The organism is Candidatus Nitrosotenuis cloacae (assembly GCF_000955905.1).
In the GTDB taxonomy this organism is placed as follows: domain Archaea; phylum Thermoproteota; class Nitrososphaeria; order Nitrososphaerales; family Nitrosopumilaceae; genus Nitrosotenuis; species Nitrosotenuis cloacae.
In genome coordinates this window covers 1,135,563-1,156,696 of sequence record NZ_CP011097.1, presented here as the reverse complement: position 1 = coordinate 1,156,696, position 21,134 = coordinate 1,135,563, and the positions used below count along the sequence as shown (strand labels likewise).

Below are 21,134 nucleotides of genomic sequence, written 5' to 3'. Positions count from 1 at the left end.
TAGGCAGAGAGTTATTCTTTTTTCTTGTAATCAAAGAGTTTGGTTGCAGCCTTTAGTAGGTCGTCATTTGATTGTTCGGATGCTTTTCTTAGGTTGTTCATTGGAGTCGAGATGATTCCCTCCACTATTGCCTTTGTCAGATCATCGATAATCTTTACCTTGGACTCGTCTGTTTCACCTAACATGCGTAGTGCTTTTTCCAGCTCCTTTGAGCGTCTTACATCAATATCCTTGAAGATTTCTTTGACAACTGGTTCTATTTCGAGTCTTTTCATGTGGGCTTCTAGTACCTGTATCTCTTCACTAATTATTTTTTCTGCACTGTTTTTCTGGTTTGTGCGGTATCGCATGTTCTTGTCGACCATTTCTGCTATTTGGTCCAGATTCATCATCTTTATTCCATGAATGGTGGCAACTTTTTCATCGACTGTTCTGGGATTTGATAAGTCCAGTATCATCATGCCGTCTTTCTTGCTTTTCATTGCATCTTTGATCCTATCAAATGTAACCAAAAAGTATGGCGCAACCGTTGCCACAAACAAGACATCATAGTTTGAGAACCCCTTCATTATTTCTTCAAACCCAATCGGCTCGCCGCCAACTGTTTCTGCAAATGCCTTTGAGCGTTCCATGGTGCGACTCGTCACGTAAAAATGATAGTCTCGCTTTTCCAGCGACTTTGCAACAAGTGTGGCTGCCTCACCTGTACCAATTAGCAGGATCTTTTTTGATTTTAGATCATCAATGTTTTCCTCTGCCAGTTTTACTGCCATGGAACCAACCGAGATGGTTCCCTTGTTTATGCCAGTCGAGTTTCTAACACGCGTTCCAATCTTTACTGCCTTATCAAATAGTGTGTTGAGGTATTCACCTGAGGCTCTCATCTCCTTTGCTTGTATGATGGCGTCCTTTACTTGGCCCAAAATCTGTTCTTCTCCCACTACCATGGAGTCCAGCCCCGATGTTAGTCTAAGCAAGTGCTCGCATACTTCAGTGTCTTCTGATACCTCAAAGTTTTCCTTGAATGCCATCTCTTCTAGTCCAGCAAGTGAAGCCCAAGTTTTCTTTATTTTTTGCATGCTTGGCTTGTCGGTAGAGCCAAAGATCTCCACTCTATTGCAAGTCTGTAAAATGACTAGCTCCTTTAGGCCAGAGTGTTTTCTGAATGACTCGTAAGCAGAATCTAGATCTTTGAATGTGAATTTTTCCAAAACATGAATTGGGGAGTTCCTAAACGTTACACGGGCATTGATGATATTGCTCATTTCCACTCGCCAAGCATCCTCATTACTTCTCTTTGTGCACTTGGAAAATTATCGTCTTTTAATAACTGTTTTATCTTGGAATTATTCAAAACTGAATATAGGAATTTTTTTCGCTCAAGGACGGTTCCTATTTTGGACTTTGCGGCATCGCGCGCAATTTTTTGTAGCTTTATTTGGTAAATGTCCTCTTTGTTTATGATTTCATTAAAGATTTTTTCCGCCTTTAGTTTGAGCTTGCGAGCCATTGCGGGTGATCGTCCACCAGTTGAGATTGCTATCTGGACAGTATCCTGTATGTTAATGACTGATGGGTGTGCAAAGTCAGAGAACTCCGGGTCATCTGCGGCATATGCATAACATCGCTTTTTCTTTGCATATGTTGAGATATTTCGGTTTAGTTCTTTATCATCGGTTGCCGCCATTACCAATATTGGTTCATAGTCGTTTAGGAAGTTTGCATTTTCCAGCTTTATTTTTTTGAATTCTATTTTGCCTTGCTTTACCAACTTTTGGATTTGTGCATTTGTACTATCAGATATTACCAAAATCTGGCAGTCTTGTGTTAGTAGCGAGTTTACTTTTTTTAGACCCTCGCCACCGGCTCCAACAACTATGACTAGTTTGTCCTTTAGGTTTAGGTCAACAATCACGATCAGGGCAGATGTGAAATTGTATTTATAGGATTGTTCGTTTCTCGCTAGGTTTTTAATCAAAATTGGGATTCTAGAAAATACAATGGATGCACTAGACAAAGAAATCCTAAATGAAATCCAGTGGTCCTTTCCTTTGGTAGCCGAACCATACAAGTCTCTTGCAGATAAATTCCACATATCAAATGATGAAATGAAAAACAGAATCACTCAACTGAAATCCAGCGGAGTTCTCCGACAACTCTCCGCAATCTTTGATACTAGACGACTTGGATACAAGAGCTCACTTGTTGCGATGGCAGTAACGCCAGAAAAACTAGACTATGTTGCAAATCAAATCAACCGACATCCCGGAGTATCGCATAATTACGAGCGAAACCACGAGTACAACTTGTGGTTCACACTAGCAACACCACCCGGAACGGATCTGAAAACCGAGGTGGACAAGTTTGGAAAGCTACCAGGAATTTTAAAAATCCGACTATTACCTACGATTAAGCTGTTCAAAATCGGCGTCAAACTAGACATGATTGATGAGAAAAAAAAAGAGATAGCCCCAACTGAGGAAAAGAAAAAGATCAACGAGGTAAAGTTTGCTCCAAATGAGGACGATAAAGAATTCATCAGACAATTGCAAAAAGACCTGCAGGTAATTGATAGGCCATTCCTTCCGGCAGCTCAGGCATTAAAAATGAGTGAAGCGCAGGTTTTTGAAAAACTATACTACTACGAATCCATTGGTGTGATGAGGCGTTATGCCGCTATTCTACGACACAGAGACGTGGGATTTACCGCAAACGGCATGATAGTGTGGCGCGTCCCAGAGGAAAAAATCGAGTCCGTTGGAGAAACACTGGGTGCATTTCCGCAAATCAGCCATTGCTACCAACGACCTGTCTATGCCGATTGGCCATACAATGTGTTCTCAATGGTGCACTGCAAGTCAATTGCAGAAGCCGAGTCTATGGCAAAGGACATCCAGGGACACATCAATGTAGATGATTACAAAATATTGTTCAGCTCACGCGAATTCAAAAAGACACGCGTCGAGTATTTCACCGAAGGACAATACACAATAGAAGATCCAATCACTGCTTGATTAGGCCGTTTTTTGTGGCGCCAAATATTTTGATGTGAGAATACGCACCAAACGCAAACAAAATCCACTTCCATGCAAAAAACAGATTCGCAAAGCTGCTAGGCGAGAACATCTCAAGGCATCGTTCCACTAAAAATATCGTGTCTGCCACTGCCATACAGATCACTCCAAGGGTTATTGTAATCCACAGAAAATTCACCTCGCCTCTGAAAAACAAAACTGTTGCAACAAATGCCGGAACAAAGACCATTGCATCCAAAAACGGATAAACCATGTTAATTCCGGTTTCTGCATTGTCTGTGGTTGGTTTTTGCAAAATAAAATACGTGCTTGGTGCAATAAAACTTGCAGAGATTATCACGCCTAGTATGATGATTCTTTTTGTGATCTTGTTTTTTCTTGGCTTTACATAAAATAACATGAATCCAAAATACAGAAAATAACTCAAGTAATACAGATAGTCAACCAGATACGAGTTGTTGTTTTGTGTAATGTATTCGGAATTATAGTAATATGTTAGGTCTGCCATGTACCACGATATCGAGCCTGCCAAGAACAAAATCCACGCCTTGGAGTGATTACCTGTCATACCGTGCCTTGCAACCAGTATGGCGGAAAAAACAATTACAATCGGTGATACTGCAACAAAGAAAATGTCTGTCGGATAGATGCTGTCTGGTATGATTGGATAGTCTTCTTGCTGCAAAACATTGGCAGCCAAAAACACAACTCCCATCAGAATCATTGATGAGCCCAATGCCCATTTCTGTGAAATCTGCATCAGAATCTATTTTGTCATTGCAAAAATAAAGTCTGTGTAGTATTTTTTGGACCCAACATCGCCTATCTCCTCTTTTATCTCGTTTAGAATATCCCCGTATGCATCGCCAAAAATCTCCTGGAGGACTCGCTTGAGTGCCTCTGGGTTTTTGTCGCATTCCGGTATGTGTGTTTTGTAGTCTTTTTCCAGCTTGGAGACTACCTTCTCATATTGTGGCATGCCCATCCTTAGTAGAACAATTTCTATACAAAAGGCCAAAAACGCCTTGTCTATGTTATCTTCTGGGTGCACACTAAAGCTTGCCAATTAGTCTCCTAATTAATCTGAGTATAATAATATAATATAAGAAAGTCGGAAGTTGATCTCTGAATGTGATTCCAAAATGGCAGTATTATGCCACGGTTGCCTTTAGCTCGTATGACGGCCAGCTGGAATAGATTCTTGCAATCTCTGACATGTCATTGTGCGGAAGATAGTTTCCATCCGACATTGCGGCAAACTGCTCTATTTCCTCTATGCTAATCACGGTTGGAAACACCGATGATATTGATTCCTTTGATAAGATGAACTTGATTGCAAGCTCAGTAATATTCAGATTATTCCTATCGGCAATTGGTCGTAGCTGCTCTACTTTGTCTAGGGCTGCCTTTACCCACTCCCCACGTCTAACTGAGCGGTGATCCTTTTCGTCTATTTTGGTGTCTGCCTTTACCTTTCCTGTTAGAATTCCCGATGCATCTGGGACTCGCACTAAAATTCCCACGTCCTTTTGCATTGCGGTATCAATTAGCTCATTGCCCGGTGTCTGCTCCAAAATGTTATACACTGTCTGGACGGCAGAGACGTTTTTGCGCTCCATTGCAGCTAGTCCCTCTTTGGTCCAGCCTATTGCCGGACCCAGTGCTATTTGGTATGTGCCAATTACACCTTCGTTGATTTTTTTATCCAAAGTATTAAAAATGACATCGTCCTGTATGTGGTACATTTTTGGATTGTGCAATCCGTAAACATCGATATGATCTGTTTGCAGCCTTGCCAAGCTATTTTTCAAGGCATGCTCTGTGAATAATGGGTCAAATCTCTGTGGCAGCTCCGAGTGGCCTATCTGGGCTGCGCCCTCAAACTCGTAGCCATACTTTGTGGAAATCACAATATCATCCCGCATTCCTCGAAATACCTCGCCGATTAGCTTCTCACTTTTGCCTTTTCCGTACATATCACCAGTCTCAAAGAGATTAATCCCAAGATCATATGCTCGCTTGAGCATTCTTCTGGCTTCATCGTCTTCGATTTTTTTGCCCCACCAGTCCAAGGCTATAGTCCATGCACCAAATCCTATCTCAGATACTTTGATTCCGCTTTTTCCTAGTGTTCGATATTTCAAGGTATGATCTGGATTTTTCGGCTATGAATTTGGATTTATGTCTATCCTAGATTTGCAGTCCTGAGACTACACTAGCCCAAGCTTGCAATCAGGGGAATGATGTCTTTTTTGACGCACACAATCATCGGAGTGTCTTTTTCAATATACTTGGAGACCTGTGTCTCTCTAAGCTCCATTATCAAATCCTGAAATGCATGAAGATCATCTGATTCAAAGGCCAGCATAAAGTCCTCATCATGAATTCCAAACGAGTATGTTGTGTTTAGTGAGACCTGAGGAAACTTGTGACCTACCTCAATGTGCTCATCCATCATTTTTTTTCTCTGCTCTAGTGGCAAAAGATACCAGTCCCTTGTCTTGATGAATGGGTATACAACGGTGTATTTCTTTGGTTCTTCTCCTGCAACAAACGATAGTGCTTTGCCAGTCTTTGCGTAAATGGATGGCCTTGTGGATGATAGATACACATGAGATGGTATGATGTATTTGCCAAAGACAGTACTGTATATTTTAGAGATGACACTCTGAATCTCTTCTACTGATTCGGATGCAAACCAGAGCAAAAACTCGGCATCGTCTCTTAGACCCAGTGTAGAATATGTTCTACACTTTATCTTGGAGTTTCTAATTACCTGCTCTATTTCCTTGGCTGATTCTTCCTTTGCTAGATCTGCCATCCAGCGCCACTTTGGGTCTATCTTAAAAAATGAAAAGTTGAAAAACATTCTATTCTCTGACATTGCTTTTGTTTTTGGCTTACCATATTTAACGATAATTTAGAAAATCACAATCTGGATGAATCTTTAATTGAAATCCTGACCTATATGATATGATGAAAAGGGAAAAACTACTCTGGTTTTGTACCTGTACAGCACTAGAAGTAATGACGGCAGCTGGCGTTACGGCATATTTACTGTATTTGGGACAGACAACAATTGCACTGATTTCCGGTGTGGTGTTTGCCAAAGTGATAGTGTTTCATTTTGTAATAGAAATACATGAAAAACTCAAGCAAGGCAAGCGCCTAATTTTGAAATCTTAATGTGTGTCCTTGGCTGATTGTACCATATTGGCGTATATTGGAAATCCGATCGATGTAATCAAAAAACTTCATTCCGATAAGCAATGGGATGAGATCGTGTCGTTTTGTCAAAAGATGCTTGACTCTGATCCAAAAGATATGGTTGCTTTGCAAAACATGGCAACTGCATTTTTGAATCTGGGCAAATTTGATCAAGTATTGTCGTGCTGTGACGCAGTGCTTGACTTAAACGAGTTTGACGAGTATGCACTCAAAAACAAAATTCTGGCACTGGAAAGACTTGGAAGGCATGATCAGATAATTCCGTATTGTGATAAACTGCTGATAAAAAACCCAACACACACTTGGGCCCTAAACAGCAAAGGCCTGGCCTGCAACGAGGTGGGAAAACACACTGATGCCCTAAACTATTACTCCATGGCACTAAGAGTGGAGCCAAACAACATCACATCGCTTCTCAACAAGGCCCTGACACTTTCGTTTTTGGGAAAATATGATGAATCCATATCATACTATGATGATGTACAAAAACAAGAAAAGCTAAGTGATGCGGCATCTGCAAAATCCGAAGCATATCAAAGACTCGGAAAAGAAGATGAGGCATTTTTAGCAGCCCAAGGAATGCTGGTATCGGACATTATACGATATGTGTCAGAGGCCAAAGCAAAAAAGATGAAAATTTTTGATTATTACTGCATGGTGGAATATGAGGACTTGGAGCGACGAGAAAAGGAACACCAGCAAAAACTGAATTCTAGGCTTAGATGATTTCAATGATTTTCTTGCTTGATTTGTGACCAGATTTTATAATTACATTCGCAGAAGAAACACCAAAGTGTTTTGCCAGCTTTTTGATGATTTCATAGTTTGCCTCACCTCCAACCGGCTTTGATTTTACACCAACTGTGATCTGATTTCCATCCACAAAAACAAAATCCCTATGAAATTCTACTAGAATATGATACTGCAACTATGCATTGACGATCCAGTCATAGCCTTTCTGTTCTAGTTCTTGTGCAAGGCTTGCATTGCCTGACTTGAGCACCTTGCCATGTGCAAACACATGCACATAATCCAGCTTTTTGAGAAAGTTCAGAATTCTTGCATAATGCGTAATCACTATGATAGTTGCATCTGGAGTGGAAACATCATTGATTGCCTTTGCCACTGCCTGTACTGCATCAATGTCAAGGCCCGAGTCTGGCTCGTCTAGTATTGAGACCTTTGGCTTTAACACTGCCATCTGTAGTACTTCGGAGCGTTTCTTCTCACCGCCAGAAAATCCCTCATTTAGGTATCGACCCAAAAAGTCATCTCGCAGCCCGACTGTCTGCAGATTTTTCTTTAGATAATTTTGAAATTCTCTTACTGTGATGAACACTTCTCTGTTGCTGCTTTGCAATGATTTGGATAAAGCATTGTATGATGTTCTAAGAAAATGAGAATAACCTACGCCAGAAACTTCTGTTGGGTACTGGAATCCAAGGAAGAGTCCTTTTTTTGCCCGCTCATCAGTTGATGCTTCGGTAACATCCTCTCCATCAAAGATAATTTTTCCCTGAGTCACCTCATATTTTGGATGTCCTAGTAGGGTGTATGCTAGTGTGGACTTGCCTGATCCGTTTGGGCCCATGATGGCATGGACCTCACCTGGGCCTGTCTTGAGGTTGACTCCCTTGAGAATCTGCTTTCCCTCTCTTTGTACGTGCAAGTCTTTGATTTCTAGGACTGCCATATTGTCGCAATGTTTTGTTTCTGTATATAACCCCGACGAATTTTAGCTGATCCTAATCACAAAAAACAAAAAAGAAAAAGAGTTAGTTTTTGGCAAAACTTGGTCTTAGTGTCAGGTTTAGCTTGTATCCTGAAAGAATCTCTTTGCACCTGTTTCTAATGGTGACCTCGGTTACTCCGGCCACACTAGATACGTCTCGCTGCAAGACATTTTGCCCCAATAGTATGGATGCAATATACAGATAAGCTGCGGCAATTCCGTTTGGAGCCTTGCCGTCTGCTACGTTTTTGTCTTTTGTCTTTTCAGCTATTTCCAAAGCAAGTCTCTCCACTCGAACATCCGTGCTGGTCAGATTCGAGATTTTGGAGATGTACTTGTCCATGGTTATGACTGGTGCTGTGATAGAGCCTAGCTCCATGACTAGCATGCGGTAGTATTTTGCCGACAACTTGGTCCTCATCTTGAGGTCCTTGTTTGAGCCAGTTCCACTGCAGATCTCGTCCAGAGATCTGACGACATCGCATTGCTTACATGCCATGTAAATTACGGCAGCTGCAATACATGCAACAGATTTTCCTTTGACTTCCATCTTGGAATCCAGATTGCGATAAATCATTGATGCAGTCTCCAAGACATTACTTGAGAGTGACAGTCCTTGACATGTGCTTCCTATCATGGATAGCACATTTGCAAGTCTTCTCTCCCTTGGGGATGAGATCCGTACTCGTTGCTGCCACTTTCGAAGGCTGTGCATCTGATTTGCAACTTGGTAGTTGATTGTTTTTCCAGAAAAGTCCTTTGTGGAAATGGATATCTCTGTTGCGATACCAAGGTCGTGTTGTGAAAAAGTTGTCTGACCGCTTGCGCGCGTGAGCTTTGTTTTTTCTTCAAGGCTTGAGCTTCTTGATTCTGGGCCATAGTCTGCCAGCTGTTCCATGACGACAATTCCGCACATGGAACAGATTCGCTCGCCACTGTGAATGTCATCTACTAAAGATGATTTGCATTCTGGGCAGCATGTTTCTAGTTCTGTTATGTTCATCTTCTATATCTCCTTGATTTGTTTCGCTTCATCACAGGTTCCTCAAGGAAGTACACATTAGACCCGACATACTTTTTGATGTTGTTTGTCAGAGATATGGCAGACGCAAATGGGGCTGCCACAGGGCCAATTAGTTCTGTGACTCTGCCAATTCTTCTGCCAGAGTCGTCACAAATGTAGTCGCCTTCTTCTAGTGGTCTTCTGAGTCGTATAATGACTCGGCCACTATTGGCTAAGTGTATGATTTCCCCTACCTCCTGCAATTATTTACAAAAATGATTCTCTGCTAATCATAGACTTCTGTCAACTTTACTTTAGCTAGTAGCTAGGGTCGATCTTATTTTGATTGTTTTGCTCTTTTTGAAACCATCTTGGCTGAAATTTTTTCCAGAATCTTTCCCTTGGGGGTTGTCTTTGGTACGCTGATGTATCCTGATCTGACAAACGCTCTTCTAGGGAATCTTGCCTTGTCGTTTGATTCCTTTATTTGCAGTCCAGCATCGGTTGCAGCGTCTTGCAGCTCTTTTAGCGAAGGATCAAAAATACACTTTTCCTTTGGCAGTCGTCTACCTGCACGTATTGTCAGGTTTTTGTTAAAATAATCCAGCCAGATTACGACATGTTCGTAATCTTTCATTTAATCACTTTATCAAAATCGCATTTACTTGGCCTTGCTGTCCAGGTCTTGACACAACTCGGCATTTTCCGTCTTCTGTTTCTAAAATTGCGCCCTTTGATATTACGCCGCGTCTTTGATAGTCGCTGTTTGTTGCGTTTTCTAAAACCTTGAGAATTTTTGTCTTTTTTACTTTGCCGCCAGCAATTGCAAGGTTAACAGTATCAATTGTTTTGAGGCCTGTCTTTGTGTGGTTTGCGCGAACCTGTCTTGTTACAGTTACTTGAGGGCCGCTTACTGCCTCGTTTGGAAATCGGTCCATGTCATATTTTCGTCTGGTCTTTAGTGGTACTCGTCTTCCGCCTGTTATCTTGCTTGTTGCAAGATTCTCAACTGATAGTTTCACAGGTTGGCTTTGAATAACTCTAATTTATACACAACGCCAGTCTGGCGCATAAAATCAGGCTTGCTGAGTTATTGTTTGCGGTGATGGTGTGGTTTTACGCTTTTTGAACAGGATTTGTTTTAGAATGTCCGTGTCTCCACTGATTCCAAAATATTTCTGGAACTTGGAAGTGGTGGTGAATATTTTGAGCCTTCCGACATTTTGGTGAGAGATAAAGTCAAGTTGCTCTAGTTCTTTGAGATGAGAGTATACACCGCTTCCCCTTGTTTCGACTAGGTGTTTTGAGGAGATTGGCTGCATGTATGCAATATATGATAATGTCTTGAGTGTTGCCTTGGCAAGAATTGGGCGGGATGCGAACTTGCGCACAGTATCGTTCATCTCTGGTTTTAGCTGCATCACGTATGAGCCGTCTGGGAGTGTGGCTATCTCTATTGCCCTAAATGCTGACTTTGTCTTTTTTTCTATTGCTGATATGATGGCAAGCGTCTTTGTCCTGGATTCCGTGCCTGATGCCTTGATTAGCTCCTCAACACTAAGCGGCCTGCCAGCAGAATATAGTGCTGCCTCCAGTCTTGAGGTTGCCTCATTGTCGTCCTCTACCTTCATGCCCCAAGGTTCTCCCGCAGTATGGTGATTTTGATGTCTTCATCTACTTGCTCCAAGTCGACTTTTTGGTCTCGAGCCAAAAACAGGATGGCAAAAAAGCACCTAATAGAATCAGTCGAATCCAAGTCTGCAATTATTGCCTGCAAAAAACCAAATCCTTGCACATCTAGTTTGCGCAAGATCAACTCCTCGTATTTTCCAATTATGCTCTCAAGTGATACAAAATATTCCTTAAAGTCCGGAACCTCTACTGGCTCAAATCTTAACTGACCGCCCTTGCGTGATCTTGGGTTTGCAATTGTACCGATTAGATTCTCCAGTAGATCCATTAGCTCTTCTAATGTAACTGGATATGTGGATTCGTGGCGGTACGGAATGTTCAGTAACTGAATGTCGATGTCTGACCTTTGATTTAGTGGCTTTTTTTCCATTGCCGCTTTTTGCAGTGCAAATATTCGCTCTACTTTCATTCTGTGGATTAGTGAGGAGGAAAGGGCAGCCATTCCTGCTACTCGCAGGTCTTTTTTGCCAGCCTTTTTGAGAATTTTGATTAGTATCTCTAGAATCTGGACGATGTTAATCTCCCAGACGTCTTTTTTTATCACCGTGTTGGGATTAAACAAAATGTTTACTGGTGCCTGAGCAATGTTGTCTACTTGGCTTTCACTCAACAAGCAAAGTTCTCGTCCTATCTACTAATACTTGAAGGCTCTACTTTTTTGCCACGCTCTGTCAACTCTTATATTGTAAGTGTGGTTGCTCTGATCTGATGAAAGCAGCCCGAATCATGGAACCACAAAAGGCACTGGAAATATCCGATGTTCCAACACCACACCCAAAAGACAACGAAGTACTAGTAAAGGTAAAGGCAGTGGGCGTTTGCCATTCTGATTTGCACCTCTGGGAAGGTGGATATGACACTGGTGATGGATTCATGAAGGTAACTGATAGGGGCGTAAAATTCCCAGTCATACCGGGGCATGAAATTGTAGGAACCGTATCAGAGATAGGCTCATCCGTTCAGGGAATCGCAGTTGGCGATAATGTCTTGGTTTATCCGTGGATTGGATGCGGAAACTGCGTTGCATGCCGCGTGGGAAATGACAATTTATGTGACGCGCCTCGCTCTATGGGTGTTTTTCAAAATGGTGGTTATGCGGAATATGCGCTGGTACCACACTTCAAGTTTTTAGCCAAAGTCACAGGAATTGATCTGGATGGCGCAGCCTCATTGGCATGCTCTGGTCTTACGGCATATACTGCAGTCAAAAAATCAAATGCCACCTCTCAGCACAACATGGTGATTTTTGGCGCAGGTGGATTGGGCTTGATGGGCGTCCAGATTGCAAGGGCAATCACAAACGCAAACATCATAATTGTTGATATTGATGATGCAAAACTTCAGGCTGCAAAGGAGCTTGGCGCAGACCACATGGTGAATTCCAAAGATCCCGACGCAGTCCAAAAAATCATGTCATTATGTAATGGCAAGGGTGCAGACTGTGTAATTGACTTTGTAAATGCACCACCAACGGTAAAGATGGGCCTTGCAGTGATTCGCAAGCGAGGAATAATGACACTGGTGGGTCTGTTTGGAGGCTCTATTGATTTGTCATTGGTATCAATTCCACTAAAGGCAATAACGATACAGGGCGCATACACTGGCAACTATAACGACATGATTGAGCTTTTGAATTTGGCAAAAAGAGGCGTGATTAATCCCATCGTATCAAAACGATACTCACTATCTGATGCAAACACTGCACTAGAGGACCTCAAGTCACGCAAAATTCTGGGACGCGCAATAATCAATCCGTAGAAATGAAGAAAATCGAGGCAATAATCCGCTCGCAAAACTTTGTCACACTAAAAGACAAACTCTCCAAGGTAGGCACATTTCTGATAGCAAAGCACGAAATCTCCAACAATGACATATTTGATAGCCAAAAAGGCTCAAAGATTGGAAGTACCAACCTAAAGAGCATCCCGTTAATTAAAGTCGAGCTTGTCGTCCCAGATGTGGATGCAAACAAGGTAATTCGAATAATCTCCCAATCTTCTGGGATCAAGCCATCAGATGGCGGCAAGATCTTTGTCTCCGAGATGACAGAAATTGTAGACATGCAAACACTGGAAGGACAAAAAGAACTAGAGCCCACCATCCCTCAAACAAGACGAAGCAGGCTGGTACCACTGCAAAAATTCACACTCACAAAGGTCGAAGAGTTCTATGAGCAAAACAAACAATCGCTCCAAGAAAACTACAAAATAAAGTCATTTAGCGACTTTGTTAATTTCTGCATTCTAGAATATCTGCCGACATTACAGCAGAAAACAAAAAAATCAGTCTACGATCTAAATCCAATAAAATTCTAGACGATGTCTTTTTTCTTGGTTTGGATATCTATTATATCATCAACTGATGAGATGAATATTTTTCCATCCCCACTAGAGCCAGTGCTTGCCACATTCAAGATTGTACCAATGATCTGATCAACTCGAGAATCCTCAACTATTGTGATTATGGTAATCAAACTGTTGTATTCTGCAATCTGGGTGCTGGTCCCGCGTGAGCTCCTAAGTGAAGGACGGGCTGCCTTTCCTCTACCCTTTGATTCTATTGTGGTGATTCCACTAACACCCATCTCCTCGATTGCCGCAACTATTAGGTTGAGACGATTTGATGGTATGATCGCCTCGATACGTTTCATGGCTTTTTGGTTTTTTGCATGATAAAAAAACTATTTTGTTGCTGATCGTAAGTGCGATCTTCATCTATATAGCAGACTATAGAACATGTAGAACACACTTTAATCACCATAATCTCGAGTCCAAACATGGGTCAATGGCTATCATGGGTAAAATCAAATGAAAAGGAAATTCTCACAATTCTAGATAATTTAGCAATCAAAGCAAAAGAGACTGCCGAGCAGCTGGTAAATCTGCTGGCAAACATGGACAAGTCCTCGCATTACCAAGAAGAGATAAAAAAACTAGAGCGCGAAGCAGACGAGCTTACCCGTTCTATTTTTGCAGAGTTAAACAAGACATTCATTACTCCTTTGGACAGAGAGGACATTCAAAGAATCGCATCAAAGACAGATGATGTGATTGACTATATCGAAGGAATTGCAGGCAGGATCAAGAGCTATCATGTGACATCTACCCCACCATACATGCTAGATATAGCAAAAGAGCTGCTAAATGCAATTAAGGAAGTCGAGCTGTTGATCTCTAGACTCAAAACAGTCAAGGTGGATAAATCACTAATTGATCATTGCAGAAAAATTAGCGACATTGAGCACAACATCGATGATCTGTACAGAACAGCAGTTGGAGAATTGTTTGAGAAAAACGATGCAATCACCATAATAAAACTAAAGGACATCTATGAGGCAATAGAATCAGCATCAGATAGGTGTCTTGATGTTGCAGATGTAATTGAAGACATTGTTCTAAAATATACGTGATATGTACGAGCTTGCAATAGCCGCAATACTGGCAGCACTATTTTTTGATTTTATCAATGGTTTCCATGATGCGGCAAACTCTATTGCAACCGTAGTTGGAACCAGAATCCTAAAACCACTCCAGGCAGTAAGTCTTGCAGCCGCTGCAAATTTTATTGGGCCGTTTTTGTTTGGAGTCGCAGTGGCAACCACAGTTGGCAAGGGCATCATAAATCCTGACTTTGTCACAATCCATATCGTGATTGGTGCACTGGTTGGCGCAATCATCTGGAATCTAATCACCTGGCTATGGGGATTTCCCTCATCTAGCAGTCATGCTTTGATTGGCGGAATAATTGGTGCGGGAATTGCGGGGGTTGGCACACATGCCATCCTATTTGATGGGCTGCAAAAGGTCGCAATTGGCATAGTGGTCTCGCCAGTGGTTGGGTTTATTGTTGCATTCGGCATTGCAACCATAATAATTACAGCATTTGCAAAAAGAAAGCCTGGCAAAGTCAACTCTGTGTTTGGAAGACTACAACTGGTATCCTCTACGTATTTCTCACTGACTCATGGGGCAAACGATGGACAAAAGACAATGGGAATAATTGCATTGATCTTACTTACCGAGGGAATAACATCAAGCTTTGAGGTTCCATTCTATGTCATAGTGATGGCAGCAGCTGCAATAGGACTTGGAACCTTCTTTGGAGGATGGAGAATAGTAAAAACAATGGCAGTAAAAATCACCCAACTAAAGCCATACCAAGGATTTGCCGCAGAGACTGGAGGTGCAACAATTCTGGCAGTTTTGGCGCATGCAGGAATTCCTGCTAGCACCACACATGGAATCTCTGGCTCTATAATGGGTGCAGGCTCTGTTAGAAGACTCACTGCAGTTAGGTGGGGAATAGGAAAAAGAATTGTCTGGGCTTGGATAATCACAATTCCGGCAAGCGCTGGCATGGCATATGCTGCCATGTGGTTGATCAAACTTTTTGTCTGAATGTGTTTTTTTGCTTCAACACCTAGTATATTAGAATAATTCCACCAAGAATTCCTCATGGCAACAAAAAAGCCTGACTTTGATTTGGCACTAATGCATCTTAGAAACAATCAGAACATGGCAGCATACAACATGCTAACCAGCATTGCCGATTCCATAAAAAAGTCTGACCCCGTCAAGGCGGCGTTGTCTTTGATTCTGGCATCCGAATGCAAAAACCGACAAAACAAAGATTCATCAAATGAAGCAATAGAGGCCGGCAAGCTTTTCTTTGCGCATGCAAAAAAAGAGAAAAACTATGCAGCCAAGTCGGCGTTTTTGTGCGCAGCAAAATGTTTTCTCAAGGCGGGAAAATATGACAACGCAAAGGATGCATTTGAGAAATCAAAAGAGCACTCATTAGAAGAAACCGTATCGGAAACGAGGCCAATCATAATAGTTGATGACTCCAAGGCAATCGTCCTAAAGATTGAGGGCTATCTGAATAATTTGGGCCACACAAACATCCACTCGTATTATACCGGAAATGATGGACTGGCAGGATGCAAAAAGATGCTCAAGTCAAATCCGATCATCCTGCTTGATATGAGTCTGCCTGACACAAACGGCGATATCATTGCAAACAAGATACTATCAGAAAAGCCAGATGCCCAAATCATCCTAATTACCGCAGATGAAAAGACAACAAAGCGCGTTAAGGACACTATTAGCTCAGGCGTTTTGGCCTTTATTCAAAAGCCATTTACCATAAAAGAGATCAAAGATGCGCTAGCTACTGCAGAATCTGAATTTTCTTTGTCAAAGAAGTAAAAGTGCCATATTTACGATATTCACATTTTTGAAATCAATCTTTGTGATTCTGTAATCAATTATGTCCTCTGAAAATCGCTCTATGATTTTAGATGATGGGTTTTTGAGGCCTCGCTCTACTTTTAGAATGGCTAGCATATTCCATTCACTGTCCATGTTTGCAATCATCAAATAATATGGTAAAGAAGCCACATGTTCACGGACCGACTCTTTTAGGGTTTCTAGTGACTTTGTTGCCTTGAATTTTAGGAATACTGCCTCATGCTCATTGGATTCTGCAACATCGGATAGTACTGCTTTGTAGCCTTTGATGATTCCTGATTTTTCCAGTCGTTCGATTCTTTTTCGAATTGTCCTATCTGAGACGTCGTGGCCTGACTTTCTTAATTCTACGGCAATGTCTTTTGAGGGAGTGCGAGCATTGGTGTTCAGTATCTCAATAATTTTTTGGTCTACTTTGTCCAAGTTCGACCATGCTTCCCCACTCATCACAATACGTGGAAAACAAGTGGCTTTTGAATATTTTGTAGACTGGTTTTGACAAAGGAGTGTAGTCCCAGCCGAAGGAATTGAACCTTCGACACTCCGGTATCTGTGCGCCTAGTAGGCTGATTACAGTTAGCCGATGGCCAACCACTACAGCCGGAAGCTCTACCAGGCTGAGCTAGGCTGGGACAAAAAATTTCGCATGTGCTTCTATTAAATAGGTATTGATAAGGAAATCAGAAAATTCTTGCAAAACTTGATTCCAAATTTTTAGAGATCAAAAAAGCGTTAAATAATCTCTCAGACGCATTTTTTGCAGTGTCAGAAACCATCCTGGATGGATATGCATGCGTTCCATACATGCATGACCACAAGTCAATTGAGATCAAAGAGTCTTGGCAAGAATCAAAAAACATAGAAAGCATGTATTTTGTGACTGCCACATTTTCTGAGGACAGCAAGCCGTATTTTCCCGCACATGCAAATCATTACCTATTGGCAAAATTCAACGATGACTCCAAAATAACCAAAGACATTGAAAAATACCAACAGCCCAAGACCTCGTTTGTCTTTAACACAAACAGCGAGCTTTTTGAGCGCGACGTGGATGGCACGATGAACTTTGTCTCTGTATATTACATGGAGTATTCAAAATCCGATGAGGACATTTCCGATCTTGCCATGGTGGTATCAAAAAACGATCATGTTCGCAAGGCAAGCACTGGCAACATTCTGTCCTATTCAAGTGAGCCATCAAAATTCACATTTCCATACAAGGATCACATCGTGGTATTGGAAGTGTCCAGCCAAAAAAGCCATCAAAGTGTAAACAAGTATTGCGAGCAGACAAGAAGAAACGTTTGCAGAAAAGGAATCACAATGAACAACTTGGTCGGCCTATCAATTCTTGAAAAACTAAAGTGATCCCGATCTTCTTCATAAATATTAAATACTGAGCATAAATTGGTCACAGTATGAGCAAGCCTGCGGATTTGGGTTCACTAAAAATCGGCTCTTACATTTTACTCCCAGTATCTGACCAGCCATCCGGTGAGCCATGCAGAATCATTGAATATGATACCAGCAAGCCAGGCAAGCACGGCGCAGCAAAGGCAAGAATAGTAGGTGTTGGAATCTTTGATGGACAAAAACGCCCACACGTAAGCCCTGTATCAATGCAGGTACACATTCCGCTGATTGATAAAAGATCAGGACAAATCATCTCAATTACTGGTGATCAAATCCAATTGATGGATAGCGAGACCTTTGAGACAATAGATGTTCAAATGATTGACGAAGAAGTTCAAGGCAAGCTAGAGCAGGGACAAACTGTCGAATACTGGAAGGTAATGGACAGAACCAAAATCATGCGAATAAAGAGTTAGAACTATAACATCATTGTGTAATTCAAAGTAGGGTCCTGATGATAGGTCGGAAAAGCCATCTGATTTTTGATGACGATTATGAGTGTTGAAGGACTCTAGTTAATACCTAAGCTGATATGAATACACAACAATGAATGTGGCTGCATTGTTCTCTGGTGGAAAGGACAGTACATTTGCAATTTATGCTGCGCAAAAAATGGGACACACAATAAGTTGCCTGATTACAATCCTTGCTAGTTCCGAGGAAAGCCATCTTTTGCACCACCCAAACATATCCCAAACAACACTTCAGGCAAAGGCCATGAACATTCCACAAATCATGATACAATCAGAGTCTGATAATACCACACAGGAACTGCAACTAATCAAAGAAGGACTGGTGCAGGCAAAACAGACTCACCGCATAGATGGTGTGGTACATGGCGGAATTCTAAGCGAATTTCAAAAAACACGATTTGAGGGCGTGGCAAAAGAGCTAGGACTGGAAATCATCACACCTATTTGGAAAAAAGATCAAAAACAATACATGGTGGAATTACTCGATCATAACTTTGAGTTTATCATAACTGCCGTCTCTGCTGATGGATTGGATGAATCATGGCTTGGCAAAAAAATAACAAGACAGGATCTTACTGATTTGATGGAAAAATCGGAAAAACACAGATTCAATTTGAGTTTTGAAGGTGGTGAGGCAGAAACATTTGTGGTGGACTGTCCTCTCTTTTCTGGTATGATAGAAATCACTGACACCAAGAAAATCTGGGATGGCTACCGAGGAAGATTTGAAATACTGGCTGCAAAGATGAAAAACAATGCTGGATAATCTCAAGACTGGACTGCGCGCAGCAATCAAAAAAATTGTCAGCTCATCCGGAATAGACGAAGAACTAATCAAGCAGCTGGCAAACGATGTTCTAAAATCATTACTAAGTGCTGATGTCAAAATTGATCTTGCAATACGAATTGCTGAAAATCTCAAGAAACGCTCACTGGAAGAGACCCCACCACCAGGACTGTCCAGAAAAGATCACATTATTAAAATTCTATATGATGAATTGGCAGGATTGCTGGGCAAGGAAAATGACTTTGCATTCAAGCCTGGCAAGCTAAACAAGGTATTATTGCTTGGAATCCAAGGAAGCGGAAAAACAACTATTACTGGCAAGCTCGCCAAGTTTCTAACAAAACAAGGTTACAAGGTTGGAGTGATTGGCGCAGACACCTACAGGCCTGGGGCACTAGTTCAGCTAAAGACAAACTGTGAGAAATCTGGCGTCGAAGTGTATGGAGAGGAAAACAACAAGGACGCACCAGGAATTGTCAAAAACGGACTGAAACACTTTGCAAACCATGCCCTGGATATCATGCTAATTGATACTGCCGGTCGACACAAGGAAGAAAAAGACCTGCTAGACGAAATGAAAGAAATCGGCAAAGTAACCGATCCAGATCTTGCCTTGCTGGTAATAGATGGTACAATAGGCCAGCAATGCTACCACCAAGCGGAATCATTTCACAAGACTGTACCTGTAGGCGGAATCATAATCACAAAACTGGATTCATCTGCCAAAGGAGGCGGTGCGCTTGCAGCATCGGCGGCAACTGGCGCCAAGGTAATGTACATTGGAACCGGCGAGCGGGTCGATGATTTGGAATTGTTCTCGCCGACAAGATTTGTCGGAAGGCTACTTGGAATGGGAGACATTCAGGCAGTGCTTGATCTGGCAAAGCGGCTGGAAAACGAAGCAGATGATGTGCGACTAAAGAGAATCTCTAGCGGCAAGATGAATATGGATGATTTCTATTTCCAGCTAGAAGAAGTATCAAAGGTAGGATCCCTCAAGGGATTCTTGGACAACATGCCGGGACTCTCCGGAATGGTAAAGGAGGACCAAGTAGAGCAGATGGAGACTCGAGTCCAGAGGTGGCGCTACATCATACAAAGCATGTCAAAGACAGAAAAGGCAGACCCTGACTTGTTAAACGCATCTAGAATCAAAAGAATTGCGCGCGGTTCTGGCTGGCCGGAGCACGAGGTAAAGGAGCTGCTCAAAAATTACAAAAACTCCAAGGGCATGATGAAGGCAGCAAAGGGAAGACAGATGCAGGGCTTCTTGCGTAAAATGGGTATGGGTTAGGCAAACCACTAATAGCTGATTTTACCAAAAAAATTTCATCGTGACCCAAGACAAATTCACCCCAGTGGTGTCATTATCAAAAAAGATCCTCTCAGAACATGATCTATGTGATCATTGTCTTGGGAGATTATTTGCAAAAAGGCTAGGCCTTGCATCAAACAAATTGTTGGGCCAAAAAATCCGCAAAAAGATCAAATCAAAAAACAAAAAATGCTATGTGTGCAAGAATGTGTTCGATACACTTTATTTCTATTTGGACAAGATGAAAGAGGCATCATCCGTTTATGATTTCAAAACGTTTCTGATTGGTGCCAAGCTAAAGCCATCAGTTCTGGACAGGGACGATCATCTAAGATCACAATTCAAGCTCAAAGGAATCGATGGCATAAAAACAAGTATCACTCGCGAGCTGGCAAAACAGTTTTCCCGCAAGACCAAGCGTAATCACAATGTGGCCGATCCAGACCTTACCATAACTGTTGATTTCAAGACCGAATCATGCGAGGCTCACTCCAAATCGCTCTATGTTGCCGGCAGGTATGTCAAGCCGGTCCGAGACATTCCTCAAAAGCAAAAGCCGTGCCAGAATTGCCTTGGAAAAGGCTGTGTCACGTGCCAAAGACACGGCATGACGGAATTTGATAGTGTAGAGGGTATGATCTCCAGGTATTTCTTTGATAAATTTGGCGCCACCCAGGCAAAGATAACCTGGATTGGTGGTGAGGACACTACCAGCGCTGTATTGGGAAAAGGTAGGCCGTTTTTTGCCAAGCTGTTAAACCCAAAGAAAAGAAGGCCCAAAATCCCAGACAAGATACAGTCAGACAAAATCACAATACTAGGCCTAAAGCAAATATCAAAGATTCCGCAGGGACCAATTCCATTTGTATCAAAGGTAAGACTCTACATTACAACAGAGAATCCCATAATCCCAGAGAACCTTGTCAAGCTGGACGAACTAAGCAACAACACTGTGGCAATCTATGAAAAGTCCGGCAAACGATCGGAAAAAAATATTCACTCTATCAAGTATGGCGTGGAATCGCAAAACTCGTTTTACCTTTTCATGAAACTGGATGGTGGAGTTCCACTAAAGCACTTTGTTGCAGGCGAAGATATTTTCCCAAATGTCTCTGATCTAATATCAAACAAATCAAAGCTGGAAAGATTTGATTTTGATGAAGTAAACATACACTAAGGCTTTTTACACGTGTTATTTTGAATCATA

At 41.9% G+C, this 21,134-nt stretch carries 29 protein-coding genes and 1 tRNA gene; 13 read left to right on the top strand and 17 right to left on the bottom strand.

What is annotated here, in order from left to right:
- Positions 1 to 11: 11 nt before the first annotated feature.
- Positions 12 to 1,265: a glutamyl-tRNA reductase gene (hemA, locus tag SU86_RS06615; RefSeq protein ID WP_048188420.1), complete on the bottom strand. Its 1,254-nt coding sequence runs from the start codon at positions 1,263 to 1,265 to the stop codon at positions 12 to 14.
- Positions 1,262 to 1,915, bottom strand: a complete 654-nt coding sequence (locus SU86_RS06610) for a precorrin-2 dehydrogenase/sirohydrochlorin ferrochelatase family protein (protein WP_048189321.1) — start codon at positions 1,913 to 1,915, stop codon at positions 1,262 to 1,264. Before SU86_RS06610 ends, hemA begins: the two co-directional genes overlap by 4 nt.
- Positions 1,916 to 2,000: 85 nt before the next feature.
- Between SU86_RS06610 and ahbA the strand changes: the two genes are divergently transcribed.
- The gene (gene ahbA, locus SU86_RS06605; RefSeq protein ID WP_048188418.1) at positions 2,001 to 3,014 is read left to right on the top strand and encodes a siroheme decarboxylase subunit alpha; all 1,014 of its coding nucleotides are present in this window, start codon (positions 2,001 to 2,003) and stop codon (positions 3,012 to 3,014) included.
- On the opposite strand, the gene SU86_RS06600 is transcribed toward ahbA, so the two are convergent.
- From SU86_RS06600 to SU86_RS06585, 4 genes are all read right to left on the bottom strand, one after another.
- Positions 3,004 to 3,795, bottom strand: a complete 792-nt coding sequence (locus tag SU86_RS06600) for a hypothetical protein (RefSeq protein WP_048188416.1) — start codon at positions 3,793 to 3,795, stop codon at positions 3,004 to 3,006. The genes ahbA and SU86_RS06600 overlap by 11 nt on opposite strands.
- 6 nt (positions 3,796 to 3,801) lie before the next feature.
- A complete protein-coding gene (locus SU86_RS06595) occupies positions 3,802 to 4,101 on the bottom strand; it encodes a hypothetical protein (protein ID WP_048188414.1) in 300 nt (99 codons plus the stop codon).
- A gap of 85 nt (positions 4,102 to 4,186) precedes the next feature.
- Entirely contained in the window at positions 4,187 to 5,179 is a 993-nt protein-coding gene (locus SU86_RS06590) for an aldo/keto reductase (protein WP_048188412.1), read from the bottom strand.
- 71 nt (positions 5,180 to 5,250) lie between these two features.
- Complete coding sequence (locus SU86_RS06585; protein ID WP_048188410.1) at positions 5,251 to 5,919, bottom strand: chlorite dismutase family protein; 669 nt, start codon at positions 5,917 to 5,919, stop codon at positions 5,251 to 5,253.
- 92 nt (positions 5,920 to 6,011) lie between these two features.
- On the opposite strand from SU86_RS06585, the gene SU86_RS06580 reads away from it, so the two are divergent.
- Positions 6,012 to 6,221, top strand: coding sequence for a hypothetical protein (locus SU86_RS06580; RefSeq protein ID WP_048188408.1), 210 nt, complete (start codon positions 6,012 to 6,014; stop codon positions 6,219 to 6,221).
- A 9-nt stretch (positions 6,222 to 6,230) separates the two neighbouring features.
- The gene (locus SU86_RS06575; RefSeq protein ID WP_052755577.1) at positions 6,231 to 6,989 is read left to right on the top strand and encodes a tetratricopeptide repeat protein; all 759 of its coding nucleotides are present in this window, start codon (positions 6,231 to 6,233) and stop codon (positions 6,987 to 6,989) included.
- Here SU86_RS06575 and SU86_RS06570 read toward each other — a convergent pair.
- The 8 genes from SU86_RS06570 to SU86_RS06535 all read right to left on the bottom strand — a co-directional run bounded on the left by SU86_RS06570 (position 6,982) and on the right by SU86_RS06535 (position 11,300).
- Entirely contained in the window at positions 6,982 to 7,191 is a 210-nt protein-coding gene (locus SU86_RS06570; RefSeq protein ID WP_048188405.1) for a DUF167 domain-containing protein, read from the bottom strand. The two genes, SU86_RS06575 and SU86_RS06570, sit on opposite strands and share 8 nt — an antisense overlap.
- Entirely contained in the window at positions 7,192 to 7,956 is a 765-nt protein-coding gene (sufC, locus tag SU86_RS06565; RefSeq protein WP_048188404.1) for a Fe-S cluster assembly ATPase SufC, read from the bottom strand.
- Between the two features lie 82 nt (positions 7,957 to 8,038).
- Positions 8,039 to 8,998, bottom strand: coding sequence for a transcription initiation factor IIB (locus SU86_RS06560; protein ID WP_048188402.1), 960 nt, complete (start codon positions 8,996 to 8,998; stop codon positions 8,039 to 8,041).
- Complete coding sequence (locus tag SU86_RS06555; RefSeq protein WP_148550834.1) at positions 8,995 to 9,261, bottom strand: H/ACA ribonucleoprotein complex subunit GAR1; 267 nt, start codon at positions 9,259 to 9,261, stop codon at positions 8,995 to 8,997. The genes SU86_RS06560 and SU86_RS06555 overlap by 4 nt, the downstream gene beginning before the upstream one ends.
- 74 nt (positions 9,262 to 9,335) lie before the next feature.
- Positions 9,336 to 9,635, bottom strand: coding sequence for a signal recognition particle subunit SRP19/SEC65 family protein (locus tag SU86_RS06550; RefSeq protein ID WP_048188400.1), 300 nt, complete (start codon positions 9,633 to 9,635; stop codon positions 9,336 to 9,338).
- A gap of 4 nt (positions 9,636 to 9,639) precedes the next feature.
- On the bottom strand, positions 9,640 to 10,020 hold the full coding sequence (locus SU86_RS06545; RefSeq protein WP_048188398.1) for a 30S ribosomal protein S8e: 381 nt from the start codon (positions 10,018 to 10,020) through the stop codon (positions 9,640 to 9,642).
- A 54-nt stretch (positions 10,021 to 10,074) separates the two neighbouring features.
- Positions 10,075 to 10,629: an SMC-Scp complex subunit ScpB gene (gene scpB, locus SU86_RS06540; RefSeq protein WP_048188395.1), complete on the bottom strand. Its 555-nt coding sequence runs from the start codon at positions 10,627 to 10,629 to the stop codon at positions 10,075 to 10,077.
- The gene (locus SU86_RS06535) at positions 10,626 to 11,300 is read right to left on the bottom strand and encodes a chromosome segregation protein ScpA (RefSeq protein ID WP_048188393.1); all 675 of its coding nucleotides are present in this window, start codon (positions 11,298 to 11,300) and stop codon (positions 10,626 to 10,628) included. The genes scpB and SU86_RS06535 overlap by 4 nt, the downstream gene beginning before the upstream one ends.
- Before the next feature lie 98 nt (positions 11,301 to 11,398).
- Between SU86_RS06535 and SU86_RS06530 the strand changes: the two genes are divergently transcribed.
- Together SU86_RS06530 and SU86_RS06525 are read left to right on the top strand one after the other, a co-directional pair.
- Positions 11,399 to 12,448: an alcohol dehydrogenase gene (locus SU86_RS06530; RefSeq protein WP_048188391.1), complete on the top strand. Its 1,050-nt coding sequence runs from the start codon at positions 11,399 to 11,401 to the stop codon at positions 12,446 to 12,448.
- 2 nt (positions 12,449 to 12,450) lie between these two features.
- Positions 12,451 to 13,005 carry a P-II family nitrogen regulator gene (locus SU86_RS06525; protein WP_048188389.1) on the top strand — a complete coding sequence of 185 codons (555 nt, stop codon included), beginning with the start codon at positions 12,451 to 12,453 and terminating at the stop codon, positions 13,003 to 13,005.
- On the opposite strand, the gene SU86_RS06520 is transcribed toward SU86_RS06525, so the two are convergent.
- Positions 13,002 to 13,340 carry a P-II family nitrogen regulator gene (locus tag SU86_RS06520; protein WP_048188387.1) on the bottom strand — a complete coding sequence of 113 codons (339 nt, stop codon included), beginning with the start codon at positions 13,338 to 13,340 and terminating at the stop codon, positions 13,002 to 13,004. The two genes, SU86_RS06525 and SU86_RS06520, sit on opposite strands and share 4 nt — an antisense overlap.
- Before the next feature lie 126 nt (positions 13,341 to 13,466).
- Here SU86_RS06520 and SU86_RS06515 point away from each other — a divergent pair, with 126 nt between their 5' ends.
- The 3 genes from SU86_RS06515 to SU86_RS06505 are packed head-to-tail and all read left to right on the top strand — an operon-like array spanning position 13,467 to position 15,897.
- Entirely contained in the window at positions 13,467 to 14,099 is a 633-nt protein-coding gene (locus SU86_RS06515; RefSeq protein WP_048188385.1) for a DUF47 domain-containing protein, read from the top strand.
- A gap of 1 nt (position 14,100) precedes the next feature.
- The gene (locus SU86_RS06510; RefSeq protein WP_048188383.1) at positions 14,101 to 15,087 is read left to right on the top strand and encodes an inorganic phosphate transporter; all 987 of its coding nucleotides are present in this window, start codon (positions 14,101 to 14,103) and stop codon (positions 15,085 to 15,087) included.
- Between the two features lie 57 nt (positions 15,088 to 15,144).
- A complete protein-coding gene (locus SU86_RS06505) occupies positions 15,145 to 15,897 on the top strand; it encodes a response regulator (RefSeq protein ID WP_048188381.1) in 753 nt (250 codons plus the stop codon).
- Here the strand turns inward: SU86_RS06505 and SU86_RS06500 are convergent.
- Entirely contained in the window at positions 15,886 to 16,386 is a 501-nt protein-coding gene (locus SU86_RS06500; protein WP_048188378.1) for an Lrp/AsnC family transcriptional regulator, read from the bottom strand. The two genes, SU86_RS06505 and SU86_RS06500, sit on opposite strands and share 12 nt — an antisense overlap.
- Before the next feature lie 65 nt (positions 16,387 to 16,451).
- A tRNA-Tyr gene (locus SU86_RS06495) sits at positions 16,452 to 16,571 on the bottom strand.
- 130 nt (positions 16,572 to 16,701) lie between these two features.
- Here SU86_RS06495 and SU86_RS06490 point away from each other — a divergent pair.
- The 5 genes from SU86_RS06490 to SU86_RS06470 all read left to right on the top strand — a co-directional run bounded on the left by SU86_RS06490 (position 16,702) and on the right by SU86_RS06470 (position 21,104).
- Entirely contained in the window at positions 16,702 to 17,307 is a 606-nt protein-coding gene (locus tag SU86_RS06490) for a hypothetical protein (RefSeq protein WP_320408974.1), read from the top strand.
- A 50-nt stretch (positions 17,308 to 17,357) separates the two neighbouring features.
- Complete coding sequence (locus SU86_RS06485; protein WP_048188375.1) at positions 17,358 to 17,768, top strand: translation initiation factor IF-5A; 411 nt, start codon at positions 17,358 to 17,360, stop codon at positions 17,766 to 17,768.
- Positions 17,769 to 17,898: 130 nt separating this feature from the next.
- On the top strand, positions 17,899 to 18,591 hold the full coding sequence (locus tag SU86_RS06480; protein WP_048188372.1) for a diphthine--ammonia ligase: 693 nt from the start codon (positions 17,899 to 17,901) through the stop codon (positions 18,589 to 18,591).
- Positions 18,581 to 19,906 carry a signal recognition particle receptor subunit alpha gene (locus SU86_RS06475; RefSeq protein WP_048188370.1) on the top strand — a complete coding sequence of 442 codons (1,326 nt, stop codon included), beginning with the start codon at positions 18,581 to 18,583 and terminating at the stop codon, positions 19,904 to 19,906. The genes SU86_RS06480 and SU86_RS06475 overlap by 11 nt, the downstream gene beginning before the upstream one ends.
- Before the next feature lie 40 nt (positions 19,907 to 19,946).
- Positions 19,947 to 21,104, top strand: coding sequence for a tRNA pseudouridine(54/55) synthase Pus10 (locus SU86_RS06470; protein ID WP_236687676.1), 1,158 nt, complete (start codon positions 19,947 to 19,949; stop codon positions 21,102 to 21,104).
- The last annotated feature ends 30 nt before the right edge of the window (positions 21,105 to 21,134 follow it).